The sequence below is a fragment of the Variovorax sp. YR752 genome (genome assembly GCF_943372545.1).
In genome coordinates this window covers 1-18,119 of the sequence record NZ_CALRZC010000172.1, presented here as the reverse complement: position 1 = coordinate 18,119, position 18,119 = coordinate 1, and the positions used below count along the sequence as shown (strand labels likewise).

The 18,119-nt window shown below is 66.3% G+C and carries 23 protein-coding genes; 14 read left to right on the top strand and 9 right to left on the bottom strand.

The genetic code is table 11. The features are described from left to right. Positions 1-211 precede the first annotated feature (211 nt). The 6 genes from AAG801_RS29885 (at position 212) to dnaB (ending at position 3,836) form a co-directional block, all read left to right on the top strand. Positions 212-667 (top strand): hypothetical protein, encoded by a 456-nt coding sequence (locus AAG801_RS29885; protein WP_101492231.1) that lies wholly within the window; start codon positions 212-214, stop codon positions 665-667. Positions 668-783: 116 nt separating this feature from the next. Further along, complete coding sequence (rpsF, locus tag AAG801_RS29880; protein WP_062473016.1) at positions 784-1,158, top strand: 30S ribosomal protein S6; 375 nt, start codon at positions 784-786, stop codon at positions 1,156-1,158. 4 nt (positions 1,159-1,162) lie between these two features. Continuing rightward, positions 1,163-1,477: a primosomal replication protein N gene (priB, locus tag AAG801_RS29875; protein WP_062473014.1), complete on the top strand. Its 315-nt coding sequence runs from the start codon at positions 1,163-1,165 to the stop codon at positions 1,475-1,477. Between the two features lie 21 nt (positions 1,478-1,498). Further along, positions 1,499-1,780 carry a 30S ribosomal protein S18 gene (gene rpsR, locus AAG801_RS29870; protein WP_007830781.1) on the top strand — a complete coding sequence of 94 codons (282 nt, stop codon included), beginning with the start codon at positions 1,499-1,501 and terminating at the stop codon, positions 1,778-1,780. A gap of 15 nt (positions 1,781-1,795) precedes the next feature. Further along, positions 1,796-2,248 (top strand): 50S ribosomal protein L9, encoded by a 453-nt coding sequence (gene rplI, locus AAG801_RS29865; RefSeq protein ID WP_341891638.1) that lies wholly within the window; start codon positions 1,796-1,798, stop codon positions 2,246-2,248. Positions 2,249-2,429: 181 nt separating this feature from the next. Beyond that, positions 2,430-3,836, top strand: coding sequence for a replicative DNA helicase (dnaB, locus tag AAG801_RS29860; protein WP_192196039.1), 1,407 nt, complete (start codon positions 2,430-2,432; stop codon positions 3,834-3,836). A gap of 19 nt (positions 3,837-3,855) precedes the next feature. On the opposite strand, the gene AAG801_RS29855 is transcribed toward dnaB, so the two are convergent. The 8 genes from AAG801_RS29855 to AAG801_RS29820 form a co-directional block, all read right to left on the bottom strand. Next, the gene (locus AAG801_RS29855) at positions 3,856-4,605 is read right to left on the bottom strand and encodes a YafY family protein (RefSeq protein ID WP_341891637.1); all 750 of its coding nucleotides are present in this window, start codon (positions 4,603-4,605) and stop codon (positions 3,856-3,858) included. Then, a complete protein-coding gene (locus AAG801_RS29850; RefSeq protein ID WP_341891636.1) occupies positions 4,605-5,072 on the bottom strand; it encodes a 6-O-methylguanine DNA methyltransferase in 468 nt (155 codons plus the stop codon). Before AAG801_RS29850 ends, AAG801_RS29855 begins: the two co-directional genes overlap by 1 nt. Beyond that, on the bottom strand, positions 5,069-5,518 hold the full coding sequence (locus AAG801_RS29845; protein WP_192196042.1) for a GyrI-like domain-containing protein: 450 nt from the start codon (positions 5,516-5,518) through the stop codon (positions 5,069-5,071). The genes AAG801_RS29850 and AAG801_RS29845 overlap by 4 nt, the downstream gene beginning before the upstream one ends. A gap of 43 nt (positions 5,519-5,561) precedes the next feature. Then, positions 5,562-6,011: an EVE domain-containing protein gene (locus AAG801_RS29840; RefSeq protein ID WP_192196043.1), complete on the bottom strand. Its 450-nt coding sequence runs from the start codon at positions 6,009-6,011 to the stop codon at positions 5,562-5,564. Positions 6,012-6,015: 4 nt separating this feature from the next. Beyond that, on the bottom strand, positions 6,016-6,387 hold the full coding sequence (locus AAG801_RS29835; protein WP_341891635.1) for a VOC family protein: 372 nt from the start codon (positions 6,385-6,387) through the stop codon (positions 6,016-6,018). A gap of 158 nt (positions 6,388-6,545) precedes the next feature. Then, positions 6,546-8,348 (bottom strand): PhoH family protein, encoded by a 1,803-nt coding sequence (locus AAG801_RS29830; RefSeq protein WP_341891634.1) that lies wholly within the window; start codon positions 8,346-8,348, stop codon positions 6,546-6,548. A gap of 214 nt (positions 8,349-8,562) precedes the next feature. Beyond that, positions 8,563-9,039 (bottom strand): peroxiredoxin, encoded by a 477-nt coding sequence (locus tag AAG801_RS29825; RefSeq protein WP_056583127.1) that lies wholly within the window; start codon positions 9,037-9,039, stop codon positions 8,563-8,565. A 144-nt stretch (positions 9,040-9,183) separates the two neighbouring features. Next, positions 9,184-9,567: an Mth938-like domain-containing protein gene (locus AAG801_RS29820; protein ID WP_101492241.1), complete on the bottom strand. Its 384-nt coding sequence runs from the start codon at positions 9,565-9,567 to the stop codon at positions 9,184-9,186. A 100-nt stretch (positions 9,568-9,667) separates the two neighbouring features. On the opposite strand from AAG801_RS29820, the gene AAG801_RS29815 reads away from it, so the two are divergent. From AAG801_RS29815 to AAG801_RS29780, 8 genes are read left to right on the top strand one after another with little or no spacing between them, the layout of a single operon-like run. Next, a complete protein-coding gene (locus AAG801_RS29815) occupies positions 9,668-10,900 on the top strand; it encodes a pyridoxal phosphate-dependent aminotransferase (RefSeq protein WP_101492242.1) in 1,233 nt (410 codons plus the stop codon). After that, a complete protein-coding gene (locus AAG801_RS29810; RefSeq protein WP_341891633.1) occupies positions 10,897-11,934 on the top strand; it encodes a DUF1176 domain-containing protein in 1,038 nt (345 codons plus the stop codon). The genes AAG801_RS29815 and AAG801_RS29810 overlap by 4 nt, the downstream gene beginning before the upstream one ends. 14 nt (positions 11,935-11,948) lie before the next feature. Continuing rightward, positions 11,949-13,271, top strand: a complete 1,323-nt coding sequence (locus AAG801_RS29805) for a homoserine dehydrogenase (RefSeq protein WP_101492244.1) — start codon at positions 11,949-11,951, stop codon at positions 13,269-13,271. Further along, a complete protein-coding gene (locus AAG801_RS29800) occupies positions 13,271-13,855 on the top strand; it encodes a hypothetical protein (RefSeq protein WP_341891632.1) in 585 nt (194 codons plus the stop codon). Before AAG801_RS29805 ends, AAG801_RS29800 begins: the two co-directional genes overlap by 1 nt. Positions 13,856-13,870: 15 nt before the next feature. After that, a complete protein-coding gene (gene thrC / locus AAG801_RS29795; RefSeq protein ID WP_341891631.1) occupies positions 13,871-15,286 on the top strand; it encodes a threonine synthase in 1,416 nt (471 codons plus the stop codon). Between the two features lie 16 nt (positions 15,287-15,302). Beyond that, entirely contained in the window at positions 15,303-15,848 is a 546-nt protein-coding gene (gene mobB, locus AAG801_RS29790) for a molybdopterin-guanine dinucleotide biosynthesis protein B (RefSeq protein WP_341891630.1), read from the top strand. After that, complete coding sequence (gene glp, locus AAG801_RS29785) at positions 15,841-17,130, top strand: gephyrin-like molybdotransferase Glp (RefSeq protein WP_341891629.1); 1,290 nt, start codon at positions 15,841-15,843, stop codon at positions 17,128-17,130. Before mobB ends, glp begins: the two co-directional genes overlap by 8 nt. A gap of 8 nt (positions 17,131-17,138) precedes the next feature. Then, positions 17,139-17,390, top strand: a complete 252-nt coding sequence (locus AAG801_RS29780; protein WP_341891628.1) for a MoaD/ThiS family protein — start codon at positions 17,139-17,141, stop codon at positions 17,388-17,390. On the opposite strand, the gene AAG801_RS29775 is transcribed toward AAG801_RS29780, so the two are convergent. After that, a partial coding sequence (locus tag AAG801_RS29775) for a dihydrodipicolinate synthase family protein (RefSeq protein WP_341891627.1) occupies positions 17,377-18,119 on the bottom strand: 743 nt, incomplete at its 5' end. The genes AAG801_RS29780 and AAG801_RS29775 overlap by 14 nt on opposite strands.

The window sequence follows — 18,119 nt, the reverse complement described above, 5'->3', positions numbered from 1 at the left end:
AGCGCGCGGCCGGGCATGCCCGGCCGCGCGATGCAACGCGGCGAATGGCGGAAATCCCCATGGGGGATTCCCCCGTGCTTGCCCCGTGCAAATGAAACAAAGTGCGTTTCCGGTGTCAGACTCGTGACATTCGCAGGCGCCGTATCCCGGCTGCCCACCGAGGCGGCACAGGCCCGTCCGGGCCCGTGTCAGCACTTCGCCGGAGACCCCCATGATTCTTGTCAAGACGGAAGCCGGACAGCAGGTCCTCAAGGACCGCTCGGTGCCGTTGACGCCGCGCCAGCGCTCGGCCTTCATCCAGTTCGACGGCAAACGCTCGATCGACGACGTGCTCGGCTCGGGCCTGGGCATTGGACGCGAGGAGATCGAGCAGATGATCGCGCTGGACTTGCTGGCGCCCCTGGCCGGCCAGCCGGCTGCCGCGCCTCCAGTTCCAGCAGCCCCGGCAGCTGCAGCGTCTTCCGGCCGCAGCCGGCAACAGCGCTACAAGGACGCGTACCCCATCGCCACCCAACTGACCGGCAGCCTGGGCCTGATGGGCTTCCGGCTCAACCTCCAGGTCGAAGGCACGACCAGCTACGAAGACCTCCTGGCGCTCGCGCCCAAGATCCGCGCCGCCGTGGGCCCGGAGAAGGCCGCCGCCCTCGACAAGGCCCTCAACGACTGAGGCGCCTTGCCGGATCGCGCAAGACAGGGCTATAATCGCCGGCTTTGCCTTGCCATACCGCGCCCGACGCTGCGGATGGCTTTTCCTCTTCCACGGAAGAATCCACAAGGAGTGCCATGCGTCACTACGAAATCATCTTGCTCATCCACCCGGATCAGAGCGAACAAGTTCCGGCCATGCTGGAGCGTTACAAGGGCCTGATCACGGCCGGCGGCGGCAAGGTCCACCGCGTTGAAGACTGGGGCCGCCGTCAGCTGGCTTACCAGATCAACAAGCTCAACAAGGCCCACTACCTGTGCGTCAACATCGAAGCTGAACAAGCCGTGATGGGTGAACTGGAACACGCGTTCAAGTTCAACGATGCCGTGCTGCGTCACCTGACCGTTCAGAAGAAGAAGGCCGACACCGGTCCTTCGTCGATGATGAAGACGGTCGAGCGCGAAGAGGCCCGCAAGGCCCAGCAGGCCGAATACGCCGCCAACAACAACTGATGGCGTGACGGCTGCCGCTGCGGCGACCGGGGTCAACCAGCTTCTGCTGACCGCCTCTGTCGCCGAACTCGGAACCCTGCGATACACGCCAGCCGGCCTTCCCGCCCTCGATCTGAAGCTCGACCATGAGTCGACGCTCCAGGAGGCAGGGAAGCCCCGGCAGGTGAAAACGGCCCTTAAAGCCGTTGCGTTCGGCGCCATCGCCGAGCGGCTCGCAGCGCAGTCGATGGGAAGTCTCTGGCGATTCCAGGGGTTTCTCGCGACACCGGGCAACGGCAAGCATCCGGTCCTGCACATCCAGGATTTTCAGCAAGATTAATTTTCGACAAGAGGTCCCCCAATGGCCACGTTCAAGAAATTCAACAAAGACAAGCGCCCGAAGCGCAACACCCAGTCGCTGCTGTTCAAGCGCAAGCGCTTCTGCCGTTTCACCGTCGCTGGCGTCGAAGAAATCGACTACAAGGACATCGACACGCTGCGTGACTTCATCAGCGAAAACGGCAAGATCATCCCCGCACGCCTGACCGGCACGCGCGCGATCTACCAACGTCAGCTGAACACCGCCATCAAGCGCGCGCGCTTCCTGGCCATGGTGCCGTACAGCGACCAGCACCGCGTCTAAGAAGGAGCACACACCATGCAAATCATTCTTCTGGACAAGGTTCTGAACGTCGGCGGCCTGGGCGACATCGTCAAGGTCAAGGACGGCTACGCACGCAACTTCCTGATCCCCTCGGGTCGTGCCCGTCGCGCCACCACTGCCAACAAGGCCGAATTCGAAGCCAAGCGCGTCGAACTCGAAAAGGCTGCGGCCGCCAAGCTGACCGAGTCGCAAGCCCAGGGCGAGAAGCTCGCCGGCTCGACCGTCAAGCTGACCCAAAAGGCTGGCGTGGACGGCCGTCTGTTCGGTTCGGTCACCAACGGCGACATCGCCGAAGAGCTGAACAAGCAAGGCTACAAGGTTGCGAAGTCGCAAGTGCGTCTGCCCAACGGCCCGATCAAGGTTGTTGGCGACAACACCGTGAGCGTCTCGCTGCACACCGACGTGGTCGTCGAGATCACCGTCACGGTCTACGGCGAAACCGCCTGATCGTTTGCAGCGCCCCGTGCGCTGACGCAAGAAAGCCGCCTTCGGGCGGCTTTTTCTTTTCTGCGCGCGAGTTGTCCAAGTTGTCCACCTCGGCGCACCGGAAGTTCACTGTTTATCAACAACCTTGTCCACACACGCCGCGCCCTGCGCGGCTTAGCATGCAGGGTTGCAAGGGAAGTCCATGTCCGCCGTTTTCTCCTATGCCGACAATGATTCGTCGGCCGACCGCCAGATCGCGCAATTGCGCATTCCGCCTCACTCCATCGAGGCCGAATCCAGTGTGCTGGGGGGCTTGCTGCTGGACAACGGCGCTTGGGACCGCATGGGCGACCTGCTGGTCGACGGCGACTTCTACCGCCATGAGCACAAGCTGATCTACGCGGCCATCGGCGGGCTGATCAATGCCAGCAAGCCGGCCGACGTGATCACGGTCTTCGAGCAGCTGCAGAACCTCGGCAAGGCCGACGACATCGGCGGGCTGGTCTACCTGAACTCGCTCGCGCAGTACGTGCCGAGCGCGAGCAACATCCGGCGCTACGCCGAGATCGTGCGCGAGCGCTCCATCCTGCGCAAGCTCGTGTCCGCCGCCGACGAGATCGCGACCAACGCCTTTAATCCGCAGGGCAAGGCGGTCGACAAGATCCTGGACGAAGCCGAGCAGAAGATCTTCAACATCGGCGAAGAAGGCACGCGGATGAAGCAGGGCTTCCAGAGCATGGATGCCCTGGTGGTCGAGCTGCTCGACCGCGTGACCGAGATGGCCGAGAACCCGAACGACATCACGGGCGTGCGCACGGGCTTTCACGACTTCGACAAGATGACCTCGGGCCTGCAGCCGGGCGACATGATCGTGCTGGCCGCGCGTCCGTCGATGGGCAAGACCTCGCTCGCGATCAACATCGCCGAGCACGTGGCGCTCGAAGAGGGGCTGCCGGTCGCTGTGTTCTCGATGGAAATGGGCGCCGCCCAGCTGGCGGTGCGTATCGTGGGTTCCATCGGCCGCATCGACCAGGGCCACCTGCGCACCGGCAAGCTCAGCGACGAAGAGTGGCCGCGCCTGACCGAAGCCATCGAGAAGCTGCGCACGGTGTCGCTGCACATCGACGAGACGCCGGGTCTTTCGTCGAGCGAGTTGCGCGCCAATGCGCGCCGGCTGGCGCGCCAGTATGGGCGCCTCGGCCTGATCGTGGTCGACTACCTGCAGCTCATGTCGACCAGCAGTTCGGGCGACGAGAACCGCGCCACGGCCGTGGGCGAAATCTCACGCGGCCTGAAGATGCTGGCCAAGGAACTGAAGTGCCCGGTGATCGCGCTGTCGCAGCTCAGCCGCGGCGTGGAAGCCCGTACCGACAAGCGCCCCATGATGAGTGACTTGCGCGAATCCGGCGCCATCGAGCAGGACGCGGACATCATCATGTTCATCTACCGCGACGACTACTACAACAAGGAGTCGAAGGAGCCGGGCGTGGCCGAGGTGATCATCAGCAAGCACCGGAACGGCCCGACCGGCACGGTCAAGTTGGCCTTCCTGAAGCCGATCACCAAGTTCGAGAACCTGGTCGGCTACAGCAACAACGACGACTACTGACCGGCCACGCAGCAGGTCGTCAGCTGGCGCCGCTGCCAGATTCGGGCGTCGAGGTTGGCGGCTTCTGCTCCCACACCTTGTGCTGCGCCGCCTCGGCCTTTACCTGCCGCAGCAGATCGGCGAGCGTCTTGCCGGGTTCGTCCTGGAAGCGGATGGCGAGCACGTCCACGGCCTCCATGCGATCGACCCGAAAGCCGCGGAAATCGTTGCGCAGCTCGCACCATGTCGAGAGCGTCCAGACCTTGCCCCAATAGAAACAGCCCAACGGCCGCACCGTGCGCTCGCTGGCATCGCCCGAGACGTCGCGGTAGTGCAGTCGCAGCTTCTGGTGGGCCTGCACGGCCTCGCGCAGTGTCTGTAGCCGGGTGCGCAGGGCGTCGTCGAGGCCGAGCGCGGGCGCATACAGCGCCAGCGCCTCGGCCGACACGCGCGCCGCCGGCGGCAGCACTGACAAAATCTTTCCCAGACCCGTCTCGATGTTGCGTGCCATTGCCGGATCGACCCAGCTCTGGGTCATGCGCGCAGCGGCCACGAGCGCCGATGCTTCGTCCTGCGTGAACATCAACGGCGGCAACTCGAAGCCCGCACCGAGGCGGTAGCCGACGCCGGCTTCACCCTCGATCGGCACGCCCTGGTGCTGCAGGTCGGCCACGTCGCGGTACACCGTGCGTTCCGACACCTCCAGGCGCTGCGCCAGAAAAGCGGCCGTGGTGAGCCGGCGGCCGCGGATGAGCTGCACGAGTTGGAAGAGGCGGTCGGCGCGGCGCATCAACGCGTTCCGACGAGTTTCCTGGCGAAGTCCTCGACAAAGTAGCGCTTGCCGCGCTGGACCACCGTGTGGCCTTCGGCCTCGAGCCGTGACATCTGGGCCTCGATGCCGCCCGGGTATTTGGGGTTGAGTTCGCCGCCGATCTTGAGCGTGCGCCAGTAGGGTATCCGCTCGGCGCCGGTCATCGCTTCCTCGGTGGCGTGGGCCACCATGTGGGCGAAGATCGCCGTGGTCACGGTGCAGCCGATGGTCGCGCGATGGCGTTCTGCAATTTCTTCGCCGATGCCGAACACGGTCGCGAGCCGACCCTCGGGCACGCCGTGCATGGCTTCCTCGACTTCGGCGGGCGAAGGCGTGGCGATGGTGCCCTCGCCGTGCCGCGCGCGCATGGCCGGGGGGATGGCCTTCACGTTCGGCAGGTTCGGGTAGCTGGCCAGCCTGTCGCGCCAGCCCTTGCGTGTGCTCATGAGACTCCGATATGGATCGCCACTGCGTCCGGCCCCTCGTAGGCTTCGAAATCGCTGCGGTAGCGGCGAACGATTTCCGGGTGCGCCTCGAAATACTGCCAGATGCGCTGCCACGTGGCGATCACCATCTGCGGCATCTCGCCGCGGCCGGTGAACACGAGGTAGTCGCCTGCTTCGATGGCGACACTGTCTGCGCCCTCCGAGACGGCCACGCCGGCCGTCACGTCGAAGGCGCCGTGCGCATCCGATTCGTAGGCGGAGTAGACGCTGAAGATGCGCGTGTCGCCGGTGCGGTGCGGCGTCGAGTCGTAGGTCTGCTCGCCGAAGAAGCGGTTCCACAGTGCGCCGATGCGCGCGGTGGCGGGGTCGATCTCTTCGCGGTTGGTGGTGCGTGCCGTGAGGCCGGAGACCCGGAAGGCGTCGTGGTGTTGGCGGATGGGGTCCATGCGTTTTTTCTCCGGAGGTGTCGGATGAGGAGGGCGAAGGCGCTCAAAACAGGAGCGCCTTCGGTTCGGCCTTCATCGTCTGTGCGATCAGTTTCATGTCGATGTCAGTGATGTCGAACAGGCCGAAGCGGAATTTGTAGCCCCATTGCTTCGGGGTTTCGATGAAGGCGAGGCGTTCGATCAGTGGGGCGATGGGCGCCTCGTGCGCGGCGACGTAGGCCACGTCGCGACGCCACGGGACGAAGCCGTTGCCCATGTCGAACTCGTAGGGATCGCCAGGCTGGACGATGCCGAGCGACACGAAGCTCTGCAGCTTGTCCGAGCCGCCGAACACCGTGGCCGGCGAATAGTAGGCCACGCGGTCGCCCGCCGCCACGCGCTTGAGCGGCGCGAGCTTGCCGTGGCCCAGCTGCATGAACCCGAGCGGCCGGTGGTCCCGCCCGCGCCGGGCATGCTCGGCACTGGCGACCGCAATCCAGTTGCGTTGTGCCATGGTCTCAGGCCGGGGCGTGCAGGCCGACTTCGTTGCCTTCGGTGTCGCGCAGGTGGGCGATGAAGCCCATGCCCGGTGGCAGCGCCGACTTGGGTGCCACGATCTGTCCACCGGCCGCCTCGGCGCGCGAGAGCACGGCATCAATGCCGGTGCAGTCGAGGTAGACGCGGATGCCGCTGCCGGCCTGCGCGCTGGTGTTGGCGCCGGGCTTCAGCGCGCCGCCGGTGGCGGGTTCGTCGTAGGGGAACACGACCAAGGGGTTGCCGCCGAAGTCCTCGCGGCGCAGCTTGCGCGCGAGCACGGTTTCGTAGAAGGCCTGGGCGCGGTCCAGATCGGCGACGGGGATCTCGAACCAGGTGATGGCGTGGGTGGTCATGAAGTGCTCTCTTTCGTTCGTTGTTGCGTTGGAAGGAGCCTGCATGGTGCGAGCCGCCTCCTGACAACGTCTTGTCAGTAGCCTGTCATGGCGGACGAAAAAAAGCCCGCGATGCTCCAGGAGCATGCGCGGGCTGGTGTCGGCCGGGGCCGATGAACTTAGAGCACGTCGCTTGCGAAATCGGCCAGACGTGAGCGTTCGCCGCGCGCCAGCGTGATGTGCCCGCCGTGCGGCCAGCCCTTGAACTTGTCGACCGCGAAGGTCAGGCCCGACGAGCCTTCGGTGAGGTAGGGCGTGTCGATCTGCGCGAGGTTGCCCATGCAGATGATCTTCGTGCCGGGGCCGGCGCGGGTGATCAGCGTCTTCATCTGCTTGGGCGTCAGGTTCTGCGCCTCGTCGATGATCACGTACTTGTTGAGGAAGGTGCGCCCGCGCATGAAGTTCATGCTCTTGACCTTGATGCGGCTGCGGATCAGCTCGTTGGTGGCTGCGCGGCCCCACTCGCCGGCACCGCCGCCATCGCCCTTGGCGAGGAACTCGAGGTTGTCGTCGAGTGCGCCCATCCAGGGGCCCATCTTTTCTTCCTCGGTACCGGGCAGGAAGCCGATGTCTTCACCGACGCTCACCGTGGCGCGGGTCATGATGATCTCGGTGTAGCGGCGGTCGTCGAGCACCTGCGTGAGGCCCGAAGCCAGTGCCATCAGGGTCTTGCCGGTGCCGGCGGTGCCGGTCAGCGTGACGAAGTCGATCTCCGGGTCCATCAGCAGGTTCATCGCGAAGTTCTGCTCGCGGTTGCGCGTGTTCACGCCCCACACGGCGTTCTTGCCCGAGCTGTAGTCCTTGAGCGTCTTGAGCACCGCGGTCTTGTCGCGGATCTCGGTGACGCGCGCGTACATGCTCGGCTCGCCGGGTGCCTCGAAGAAGACGAACTGGTTGATGTACAGGTTGGGCACGATCGGACCGCTGATCCGGTAGAACGTGTTGCTGCCGCTCTGCCAGCTTTCGACCGTCTTGCTCTGGCGGGTCCAGAAATCGGGCGGGAGCGCCAGCGAGCCGGCGTAGAGCAGGTCGCCGTCTTCCAGCGTCTTGTCGTTCTGGTAGTCGTCGGTGGCCAGGCCCAGGGCACGCGCCTTGACGCGCATGTTGATGTCCTTGGACACCAGCACCACTTCCTGCTTCGCCTTGCCCGGGCGGTCTTTCGCGTATTCGTCGCGCAGAGCCTGGACCACGCCCAGGATCTGGTTGTCGGCCTTGCCCTGGGGCAGGCTGACCGGCAGCGAGTAGTCGAGCGGCGCGGTCTGGAAGAAGAGGCGCCCGCCGGCTTCGCGATGGCCGGTGGTGTCGAGCTTCAGGCCCTTGTCGATGTCGGCGTCCTGCGCGCCGGCCAGCGCATCGAGCGTGCGGCTGGTCTGGCGGCCGTTGCGCGCGACTTCGGTCGTGCCCTTCTTGTGGCCGTCGAGCTCTTCCAGCACGATCATTGGTAGGAAGATGTCGTGCTCTTCGAAGCGGAACAGGCACATCGGGTCGTGCAGCAGCACGTTCGTGTCGAGCACGAACAGCTTGGCCGGACCGGTGGACTTGCGCTTGGGGCGCGCCGGGCTGTGGAGCGACGCGACCGGTGCGACGGCTGCGGGCGGCGGCGTGGGCACGCGCGTCTCGACCTGCACCATTGCGGGTTGTGGTTGCTGCTGCGGTGCTCTCACCGGAGCCGACGTGGGCGTCGGGGCGGGCGCCGCCTTCGTTTTCGATCGGCGTGCCGGACGCGCGGCCGGCGCATCGCCGCCGCCTTCGGTGCCGAGGTTGTCGAACAGCTCCAGCGGCTGCGGCCCGCTCTTGGCGGGAGCGTCGTCGCGCGCGTCGCCGGAGCGGCGCGAGCTTCTGTGCGAGGAGCGGGCGGGTGCATCGATCGCATCCGGCGAGAGCAATGCGGCGCGTTTCGTGGGGGCGGGAGGCAATGGCATGGGTCAGGTCGCTCGCAAGAAAAGGGGGGAACCGGAAAACGAAAAAGCCGCCTGTAAACCCAGGCGGCTTCGTTCGGTGGATGCGGTCGTGGAGCTCAACGGCATGAAGCCATTATGCACACCGCGAAAGACGCACCGGAGGCTCTTTGCGTACCGCGTAGGGCAATTCCCACGACTTGACGCAAAAGCGCACGCCCGGTGCCCTGCAGCGCGATCAGGCCGCCTTCTTGAGCGCCTTGACAGCCTTGAGCACGTCTTCGACATGGCCCGGGACCTTGAGTCCGCGCCATTCGGCCTTCAGGATGCCATCGGCGCCGATCAGGAAGGTGCTGCGCTCGATGCCCTTGACCTTCTTGCCGTACATGATCTTGTTCTTGACCACGCCGAACATGTGGCACATTTTTTCTTCGGTGTCGGCAATCAGTTCGAACGGGAGTTCGAGCTTGGCCTTGAATTCGTCGTGCGACTTCATGTTGTCGCGCGACACGCCGAAGACGGTGGCACCTGCTTTTTCGAAGTCTTTGTAGTGATCGCGAAACTGCATCGCTTCGGTCGTGCAACCCGGAGTGTTATCTTTCGGGTAAAAATACATGACCAGCACGTGGCCGAGGTGCGAGGTATTCGAGACCTTCAGGCCGCCCGTGGCGTTGGCGTCGAATTCAGGAATGGGTTTGTTGACAACGATCGCCATGAAACTTGTTTTCTCCGTTAGATTCCGTTCTCCGAGCCCTCTCAGCCTTTTTCGGGCTTGCTCGATGAACGGAGGATTGGTCGTTGCTAACTCTGGGTAGCTGGCCGGTTCGCAACCCGGTATTTTACCTCGAAAACCCCTCCCTCAGCCACCCGCCGGGCTCTCGACGAGCAGGGCGGCGATCACGTGCCGGCCTTCGCCGGCCAGGATGTTGTAGGTTCGGCAGGCCGCTGGGGTGTCCATGGTCTCCACGCCGGTGCGTTGCGCCATCAGGGGCTGCAGCCATGCGGGCTGGGGAAATCGGATGCGGGTTCCGCTGCCGAAAATAACCAATTCGGCGCCCAAAGAGGCCAATTGCGCGAAATGTTCGGGGCCTAGCTCGTCGAAACGCGTGCAATCCCAGACAAAGCGTTCGCCACGCGAACCCACGACGACGCTGCCCTCCACCTTTTCGTTGTTGATCGCGACCCAGCCGGGGCCGTGTGCGGTGAGGGTCTGGGCGTCGGATTTGTCGGGCTGGAGCTTCATCGGGGCACTGGGAACTGTGGTCAAATTATAGGTTTTCCCTAGTGACACGAGGCCCGCAAGGGCCTTTGACCTTCGAGTAAACCCGCCCGGGAGGGCCCCTTTGAAGCAGCTCAAGAAATCGGCCAAGCTGGCCAACGTCCTCTATGACATCCGCGGTCCCATCATGGACGCCGCCAAGCAGATGGAGGAAGAAGGCCAGAAGATCATCAAGCTCAACATCGGCAATCTGGCCGTGTTCGGGTTCGATGCGCCTGAGGAGATCCAGCAGGACATGATCCGCAACCTGCCGACCTCGGCGGGTTACTCCGACAGCAAGGGTGTTTTCGCGGCGCGCAAGGCCGTGATGCACGAAACCCAGAAGCAGGGCATCGCGGGCGTCACGCTCGACGACATCTACCTGGGCAACGGCGCCAGCGAACTGATCGCCATGTCGACCAACGCGCTGCTCAACGACGGCGACGAGCTGCTGCTGCCGGCCCCCGACTACCCGCTGTGGACCGCCTCCACGAGCCTGTCGGGCGGTACGCCGGTGCACTACCTGTGCGACGAGGACAACGGCTGGATGCCGAACCTGGCCGACATCCGCGCCAAGATCACGCCGCGCACCAAGGGCATCGTGGTCATCAACCCGAACAACCCGACCGGCGCGCTCTATTCCGACGACCTGCTCAAGAGCCTCGTCGAGATCGCCCGCGAGCACGGCCTCGTCATCTTTGCCGACGAGGTCTACGACAAGGTGCTGTACGACGGTGTCAAGCACACGGCCATCGCCAGCCTGTCGACCGACGTGCTCACGCTGACCTTCAATTCGCTGTCCAAGAGCTACCGCTCGTGCGGCTATCGCGCCGGCTGGCTCGTGGTGTCGGGCGACAAGCGCAGCGCACAGGACTACATCGAGGGCCTGAACATGCTCTCGAACATGCGCCTGTGCGCCAACGTGCCGGGCCAATGGGCCATCCAGACGGCCCTCGGCGGCTATCAGAGCATCAACGACCTCGTCTGCGAGGGCGGCCGCCTGCGTCGCCAGCGCGACCTGGCCTACGAACTGATCACCGCCATTCCGGGCGTGAGCTGCGTCAAGCCCAGCGCCGCGCTCTACATGTTTCCCAAGCTCGACCCCGAGGTCTACCCGATCGCGGACGACCGCCAGTTCTTCCTCGAGCTGCTGAAGGAAACCCGCGTGATGCTGGTGCAGGGCACCGGCTTCAACTGGGCCACGCCGGACCACTTCCGCATCGTGTTCCTGCCCCATGAAGATGACTTGCGCGAGGCCATCAATCGCATCGCCAAGTTCCTGGAGCAGTACCGGTTGCGTCGCAAGACGGGACCATGAAATCCGCCTGCGTCGCTGCCGCGCTGTTGCTGGGCGCACTGTCTGTCGGCGCGGCCGGGAAGAAAGAGCTGGTCTCGTTCTCGCACAACGACTGGGAGCTGGTCTGCGACAACACGCGCACCTGCCGTGCCGCCGGCTACCAGGCGGACGGCGGGGAGCACCAGCAGGTGTCGATGCTGATCACCCGCGTGGCGGGGCCGAACACGGCCCTCGACATCCAGCTGCAGATCGGCGATGACGGCGGTGCCAAGGGGCCGCTGCGCTTCAAGGTCGGCAAGGCGGCCCTGTCCGGCCTCGACGCGGGAACCGCCAGCTTCGACGAGGGCCAGATCCGCGCCGTGCTGCCCGAGCTGCTCAAGAGCGACGACGCCACCGTCACGGCCAACGGCGGCAAGAAGTGGACGCTGTCGCTCGCCGGCCTCAACGCCGTGCTGCTGAAAATGGACGAAACGCAGGGGCGCGTCGGCACCCCGGGCGCGCTGGTGCGCAAGGGCACCAAGCCCGAATCTTCCGTGCTGCCGCCAGTGCCCATGCCCGTCGTCAATGTCGTCAAGCCGCCCAAGGCGAAGCCCGGCGACGCCGCGCTGCCCGCGCGCATCTTTCCGTCGCTCGACATCGCCGCAGTGAAGGAGCAGTGCAACAACAGCACGGACTTCAGCGCCAAGTCGCTCGAAATCGTCCGCCTGAGCGGCAGCAAGGTGCTGCTGTCCATGGGCTGCGGCATGGGCGCGTACAACTATTCGAGCCTGCTCTGGATCGCCAACGACAAGCCGCCCTACGCGCCGGTGTCCCTCGAGGCGAACGGCGACTTCGACGACAGCGATGCCAGCGTCACCTCGGCCATGAAGGGCCGCGGCATCGGCGACTGCTGGTCGAGCGAAACCTGGCACTTCAACGGCACGACCTTCGTGCGCACCGGCGCGTCCGGCGACGGCATGTGCCGCGGCTTCGCGGGCGGCGCCTGGAGCCTGCCGCGCTACGTCAGCCGCCTCGTGGACGCCGCAGCACCGTCCCTCACCCCCTCCAAACCATGAACGCGACCCCTCCCATGAAATCCATCCAAGTAGGCCTGCTCGGCGCAGGCACGGTCGGCAGCGGCACCTTCAAGGTGCTCCAGCGCAACCAGGAAGAAATCAAGCGCCGCGCCGGCCGCGGCATCGAGATCACCATGGTGGCCGACCTCGACACCGCCCGCGCCCGCGAAGTGGCCGGCGAAGGCGTGACGGTGGTCGCCGACGCGCGCGAAGTCATCGCAAACCCCGACATCGACATCGTCATCGAACTCATCGGCGGTTACGGCATTGCCAAGCAGCTCGTGCTCGAAGCCATCGCGGCCGGCAAGCACGTGGTCACCGCCAACAAGGCGCTGCTCGCCGTGCACGGCACCGAGATCTTCGCGGCCGCGCACGCCAAGGGCGTGATGGTGGCCTTCGAGGCCGCGGTGGCCGGCGGCATCCCGATCATCAAGGCGCTGCGCGAAGGCCTCACCGCCAACAGCATCCAGTGGCTGGCCGGCATCATCAACGGCACCACCAACTTCATCCTGTCCGAGATGCGCGACAAGGGCCTGGACTTCGCCACCGTGCTGAAGGAAGCCCAGCGCCTGGGCTACGCCGAAGCCGACCCGACCTTCGACATCGAAGGCGTCGACGCCGCGCACAAGGTCACGCTGATGAGCGCCATCGCCTTCGGCATCCCCGTGCAGTTCGACAAGGCCCATGTCGAGGGCATCACCAAGCTCGCCGCACAAGACATCAAGTACGCCGAACAACTCGGCTACCGCATCAAGCTGCTGGGCATCACCAAGCGCACGGCCCAGGGCATCGAGCTGCGCGTGCACCCGTCGCTCGTGCCGTCCAAGCGCCTGCTGGCGAACGTTGAAGGCGCGATGAACGCCGTGGTCGTGCACGGCGACGCCGTCGGCACCACGCTGTACTACGGCAAGGGCGCCGGCAGCGAGCCGACCGCCAGCGCCGTCATTGCCGACCTGGTCGACATCACGCGCCTGCACACCGCCGACGCCGCGCACCGCGTGCCGCACCTGGCCTTCCACCCCGACGCCATGAGCGACCTGAAGGTGCTGCCGATGTCGGAAGTCGTCACCAGCTACTACCTGCGCTTGCGCGTGGCCGACCAGGCCGGCGTGCTCGCCAAGGTGACGGGCCTGCTGGCCACCGCCGGCATCAGCATCGACGCGGTGCTGCAGCGCGAAGCCGACGAAGTGGGCGGCGAAGGCTCCACGCAGACCGACCTCATCATCCTCACGCACGACGCGCGCGAAGGCACCGTCGACGACGTCATGGCCGAGCTGCAGGCGCTGCCGACCGTGCTCGAGCCCATCGTGCGCATCCGCAAGGAAGAGTTGAAGTGATGTTGCCCTGGCGCGCGGCTGCGTTCGCCCTGACGGTGCTGTTGCTGGCATCGACGGGCCACGCGGCCTCGCGCTTCGACCCGCCGCCCACCTTGGAGCTGGCGAAGGTCGAATACCTGCTCACCACGCCGGAGCCGCAAACGCTCGAGGATGGCCGACTGTCGTGGGTCTACAAGATCAGCGAAGGCGATGAAGGCGGGGCATGGATCACCGCACTGACCTTGCTCCTGCGCCCGGGCCCTGTCTCCGATGCGAGCGCTGAACTGAAGGCCGTGAGCGCCCGGTTCAAGGGCGAGCGGGCGCGCAAGCAGCACTTTGCGGGGCGCACGGCGCAAGGGCACGCGTACTGGTACCACCTGGTCGAAATTCGCCGGGACGAGCAGTTCGCCCAGGCCTTCGCGCACAAGAGCTTCCACGAGCCGGCGTGCGGCGGCGTGCTGACCTACCAGTTCTCGGTTCTCTACCCGATGAAGTGGACCCCGAAAGAGACACAGGTGCCCGGGCTGCTGGACGCCATCACGATAGAAAATGAGCGGGCCCTGGCCGCGCTCGAACGAGACCGCTGGCAACCCGATTGCCGTTGAGCCTGAAGACCTGACATGAACTACCTTTCTACCCGCGGCCACCCCGACCGCAAGCGCTTCTGCGAAATCCTCCTCGAAGGCCTCGCGCCCGATGGCGGCCTGTACCTGCCGCAAACGTACCCGCAGGTCGACACCGCCACGCTCGCCAAATGGCGCGCGCTGCCGTACAACGAGCTGGCCTTCGAGATCCTCTCGCTGTACATCGACGACATTCCTGCGGCCGACCTGAAGGCGATCTGCGCGAAGACCTACACGGCCGAAGTGTTCGGCTCCGACGAGATCGTGCCGCTGCGCGAGCTTGAAGACGGCGTGTACCTCGAAGCCCTGTCCAACGGCCCCACGCTGGCCTTCAAGGACATGGCGATGCAGCTGCTGGGCAACCTGTTCGAGTACGAACTGGCCCGCCGCGGCGCCGAGCTCAACATTCTGGGCGCCACCAGCGGCGACACCGGCAGTGCGGCCGAGTACGCCATGCGCGGCAAGAAGGGCGTGCGCGTCTTCATGACCTCGCCGGACGGCCGCATGAGCCCGTTCCAGCAGGCGCAGATGTTCAGCCTGCAAGACGAGAACATCCACAACATCGCCATCACCGGCGTGTTCGACGACTGCCAGGACATCGTCAAGGCGGTGTCGAACGACCTGGGCTTCAAGCGCAAGTACCGCATCGGCACAGTCAACTCGATCAACTGGGCGCGCCTGCTGGCGCAGGTCGTCTACTACTTCGCGGGCTACTTCCAGGCCACGGCGAGCAACGACAAGCCCGTGAGCTTCACCGTGCCCTCGGGCAACTTCGGCAACGTCTGCGCGGGCCACGTGGCACGCATGATGGGCCTGCCGATCCAGACGCTGGTGGTCGCCACCAACGAGAACGACGTGCTCGACGAGTTCTTCCGCACCGGCGTGTACCGCGTGCGCGCCGCAGTCGACACGCACGAGACCTCGAGCCCGTCGATGGACATCAGCAAGGCCAGCAACTTCGAACGCTTCGTGTTCGACCTGGTCAGTCGCGATGCGGCCCGCCTGCGCCAGCTGTTCGTGGACGACCTGGGCCTGCGCGGCAGCTTCGACCTGAGCGCCGACCCAGTGTTCCAGCATGCCGCCGAGCGCTTCGGCTTCCGCAGCGGCCGCAGCACGCACGCCGACCGGCTGGCGATGATCCGCGACACCGAGAAGCGCTTCGCCACGCTGATCGACCCGCACACCGCCGACGGCCTGAAGGCCGCGCGCGAGCAGCTGGTGCCCGGCGTGCCGATGGTGGTGCTCGAAACCGCGCTGCCGATCAAGTTCGCGGCCACGGTGGTCGAGGCGCTGGGCGAAGAACCCGCGCGCCCGAAGAAGTTCGAAGGCATCGAAGCCTTGCCCAAGCGCGTGGTCCAGCTGCCGGCCGATGCCGAGGCCGTCAAGGCCTACATCGCCGAGCACTGCGACTGACGCGGGCGGCCACGGCATGAAGGTCGTCGGCTTCGCCGGTTACTCCGGCGCAGGCAAGACCACGCTGGTGGAGCGCCTGATTCCCGTGCTGAAGCAGCGCGGCCTGCGCGTGTCGGTGGTCAAGCACGCACACCACCGCTTCGACATCGACCATGCCGGCAAGGACACCTGGCGCCATCGGCAGGCCGGGGCCTTCGAGGTGGTCGTCGCGTCCGACCAGCGGCTTGCGCTCATGCGCGAGTTCGAGGTGCCCGCCGATCTCACGGTGCACCAGCTGCTCGCCGAGCTGCACCCGGCGGTCGACTGGGTGCTGGTCGAGGGCTTCCGGCACAGCGACGTGCACAAGATTGAGGTCTGGCGCCCGAGCGGCGACGGCGAGGCGCCGCGCGCCGCGCTGTACATTGACGACCCTTTCGTCACCGCCATCGCCACCGACGCGCCGGCCGGCCTGCCCGAGCCCACGGCGCGCCCGGTGCTCGACCTCAACGACGCCGAGGCCATTGCGACGTGGTTGATCGACAGCGGCGAGCGCTTCGACTACAACCCCGAACACCATGGCTGACTCTTCTCCCGTTCCCTTCGCCGCCTCGTCCTTGCGCCCGCCGCTGATGCCGCTCGATGAAGCGATCGCGGCGCTGCTTGTGAAGGCGCAGTCGGTGCTGCCGGCCGAAAGCGTCGGCACCTTCGACGCCGACGGGCGCGTGCTGGCGCAAGACCTCGTCTCGGGCCTCACCGTGCCGCCGCGCGACAACAGCGCAATGGACGGCTACGCCGTGCGCGCGGCCGATTGCGCCACGCCCGGCACCGAGTTGACCGTAACGCAGCGCATTCCCGCAGGCACCGTCGGCACGCCGCTCGCGGCCGGCACGGCGGCGCGCATCTTCACGGGCGCGCAGATTCCCGAGGGCGCCGACGCGGTCGTCATGCAGGAAGACACAGCCGCCACGCCGCAGGAAGGCAGCCTGGGCTCGGTGCGCATCGCCATCGCGCCCGTGGCCGGCCAGTGGGTGCGCCGTGCGGGCGAAGACGTGGCCTCGGGCGACGTGGTGCTCAAGCGCGGTGAACGCCTCACACCCGCCGCGCTCGGCCTGGCGGCCAGCGTCGGCTTCGACGCGCTGCAGGTCGCGCGCAAGCCGCGCGTGGCCATGCTCTCCACCGGCGACGAGCTGGTGATGCCCGGCGAGGTTGCGCCCGACGCGATGAAACCCGGCGCGATCTACAACTCGAACCGCTTCTTCATGCGCGCGCTGCTGCACCGCCTGGGCTGCGAGGTGAACGACCTGGGCATCGTGCCCGACAACCGCGAAGCCACCATCGCCGCGTTGCGCGACGCGGCCGAAACGAGCGACCTGATCATCACGACCGGCGGCGTCTCGGTCGGTGAAGAAGACCACATCCGCGCCGCGCTGCAGTCGCTCGGCGAACTGCAGCAGTGGTCGCTGTCGATGAAGCCCGGCAAGCCTTTCGCCTACGGCTCGATCGCGCGCAGCAACGGGCAGGGCGCCTGCCATGTCACGGGGCTGCCCGGCAACCCGGTGTCGAGCTTCCTGACCTTCCTGATGTTGGTGCGGCCCTTCCTGCTCACGCTGCAGGGCGCCACGCGCATCGCGCCCGAGGCCGTGCCGCTGCGCGCCGATTTCGACTGGCTGCGTGCCGACAAGCGCCGCGAGTTCCTGCGCGTGCGGCGCAACGCGGCGGGCGGGCTCGACCTGTTCGCCAACCAGAGTTCGGGCGTGCTCACCTCGATGGTCTGGGGCGACGGCCTGGTCGACAACCCGGCGGGCCGGACCATCAAGACCGGCGACACCGTGAACTTCATTCCCCTCGCATCGCTGCTCGGCTGAGTCTTCCCATGAAAGTCCGCATCCGTTATTTCGCCTCGGTGCGCGAGGCACTGTCCAGCAGCGACGAAACCGTCGACACGCAGGCCGGCACGCTCGCGGCCCTGCGCGACGAACTCATCGCCCGCGGCGGCGCCTACGCCAGCGCGCTCGCACGCGGCAAGGCCGTGCGCATGGCGCTCGACCAGGCCATGAGCGACGAAGCTGCCGCGCTGAGCGACGACTGCGAAGTCGCGTTCTTCCCGCCCGTCACGGGCGGCTGAGCTTCGCGTCGAGCGCCACAAGGCGCTCGCGCAGGCCGTCCGACGCGCGCGTCATCGGAGAACGCAGCTCGTCACGCAGTTCGCCCGCATGCGCCAGCAGCGCCTTCAGCGGGCCCGGGTTCGGTTCGGCAAACAGCAGCTCCAGCAGCGGCTGCAGCGGCTGCCATTCGGCCCGCGCCTCGGCCAGCTGGTTTTCAGCCAGCAGGCGCACCAGCCGCACGAGGCGCTTCGTCTGCACATGGCCGCTGGCCGCGATGGCGCCCACGCCGCCTTCGGCCATGGTCGCGAAGATCTGGTGGTCTTCGCCCGTGAGCACCTGCAGCCGACCATCGGCGATCACCGCGCGCGTCTTGGCCATGTCGCCGCCGCAGTCCTTGATGCCGCGGATGCGCGGGTGTTGGGCCAGTGCCAGCAGCGTCTCGCGCGCGATGGTCACGCCGGTGCGGTAGGGAATGTCGTAGATCAGCACGGGTACCGTGCTGGCATCGGCGATGGCGTGGAACCATTCGACGACACCGGCCTGTGATGGGCGGATGTAATGCGGCGCAGACACCAGCAGGCCTGCCAGCGGACGTTCCGAGAGCTTGCGCGCCCAGGCCGTGGCCTTGCCCAGGTGGTAGCCCGACATGCCCATGACGACCGGCAGTCCGCCCGCGGCCGTCAGCACGGTGTCGAGCACGGCGAGTTGTTCGGCCTCGTCGAGCGCGGCGGCCTCGCCGGTCGAGCCGC

What these genes read in the sequence shown, in the direction of transcription:
- AAG801_RS29885 (WP_101492231.1), top strand. Translation starts at nt 212, where the DNA reads ATGATTCTTGTCAAGACGGAAGCCGGACAGCAGGTCCTCAAGGACCGC.
- rpsF (WP_062473016.1), top strand. Translation starts at nt 784, where the DNA reads ATGCGTCACTACGAAATCATCTTGCTCATCCACCCGGATCAGAGCGAA.
- rpsR (WP_007830781.1), top strand. Translation starts at nt 1,499, where the DNA reads ATGGCCACGTTCAAGAAATTCAACAAAGACAAGCGCCCGAAGCGCAAC.
- rplI (WP_341891638.1), top strand. Translation starts at nt 1,796, where the DNA reads ATGCAAATCATTCTTCTGGACAAGGTTCTGAACGTCGGCGGCCTGGGC.
- dnaB (WP_192196039.1), top strand. Translation starts at nt 2,430, where the DNA reads ATGTCCGCCGTTTTCTCCTATGCCGACAATGATTCGTCGGCCGACCGC.
- AAG801_RS29855 (WP_341891637.1), bottom strand. Translation starts at nt 4,605, where the DNA reads ATGCGCCGCGCCGACCGCCTCTTCCAACTCGTGCAGCTCATCCGCGGC.
- AAG801_RS29850 (WP_341891636.1), bottom strand. Translation starts at nt 5,072, where the DNA reads ATGAGCACACGCAAGGGCTGGCGCGACAGGCTGGCCAGCTACCCGAAC.
- AAG801_RS29845 (WP_192196042.1), bottom strand. Translation starts at nt 5,518, where the DNA reads ATGGACCCCATCCGCCAACACCACGACGCCTTCCGGGTCTCCGGCCTC.
- AAG801_RS29840 (WP_192196043.1), bottom strand. Translation starts at nt 6,011, where the DNA reads ATGGCACAACGCAACTGGATTGCGGTCGCCAGTGCCGAGCATGCCCGG.
- AAG801_RS29835 (WP_341891635.1), bottom strand. Translation starts at nt 6,387, where the DNA reads ATGACCACCCACGCCATCACCTGGTTCGAGATCCCCGTCGCCGATCTG.
- AAG801_RS29830 (WP_341891634.1), bottom strand. Translation starts at nt 8,348, where the DNA reads ATGCCATTGCCTCCCGCCCCCACGAAACGCGCCGCATTGCTCTCGCCG.
- AAG801_RS29825 (WP_056583127.1), bottom strand. Translation starts at nt 9,039, where the DNA reads ATGGCGATCGTTGTCAACAAACCCATTCCTGAATTCGACGCCAACGCC.
- AAG801_RS29820 (WP_101492241.1), bottom strand. Translation starts at nt 9,567, where the DNA reads ATGAAGCTCCAGCCCGACAAATCCGACGCCCAGACCCTCACCGCACAC.
- AAG801_RS29810 (WP_341891633.1), top strand. Translation starts at nt 10,897, where the DNA reads ATGAAATCCGCCTGCGTCGCTGCCGCGCTGTTGCTGGGCGCACTGTCT.
- AAG801_RS29805 (WP_101492244.1), top strand. Translation starts at nt 11,949, where the DNA reads ATGAAATCCATCCAAGTAGGCCTGCTCGGCGCAGGCACGGTCGGCAGC.
- AAG801_RS29800 (WP_341891632.1), top strand. Translation starts at nt 13,271, where the DNA reads ATGTTGCCCTGGCGCGCGGCTGCGTTCGCCCTGACGGTGCTGTTGCTG.
- thrC (WP_341891631.1), top strand. Translation starts at nt 13,871, where the DNA reads ATGAACTACCTTTCTACCCGCGGCCACCCCGACCGCAAGCGCTTCTGC.
- mobB (WP_341891630.1), top strand. Translation starts at nt 15,303, where the DNA reads ATGAAGGTCGTCGGCTTCGCCGGTTACTCCGGCGCAGGCAAGACCACG.
- glp (WP_341891629.1), top strand. Translation starts at nt 15,841, where the DNA reads ATGGCTGACTCTTCTCCCGTTCCCTTCGCCGCCTCGTCCTTGCGCCCG.
- AAG801_RS29780 (WP_341891628.1), top strand. Translation starts at nt 17,139, where the DNA reads ATGAAAGTCCGCATCCGTTATTTCGCCTCGGTGCGCGAGGCACTGTCC.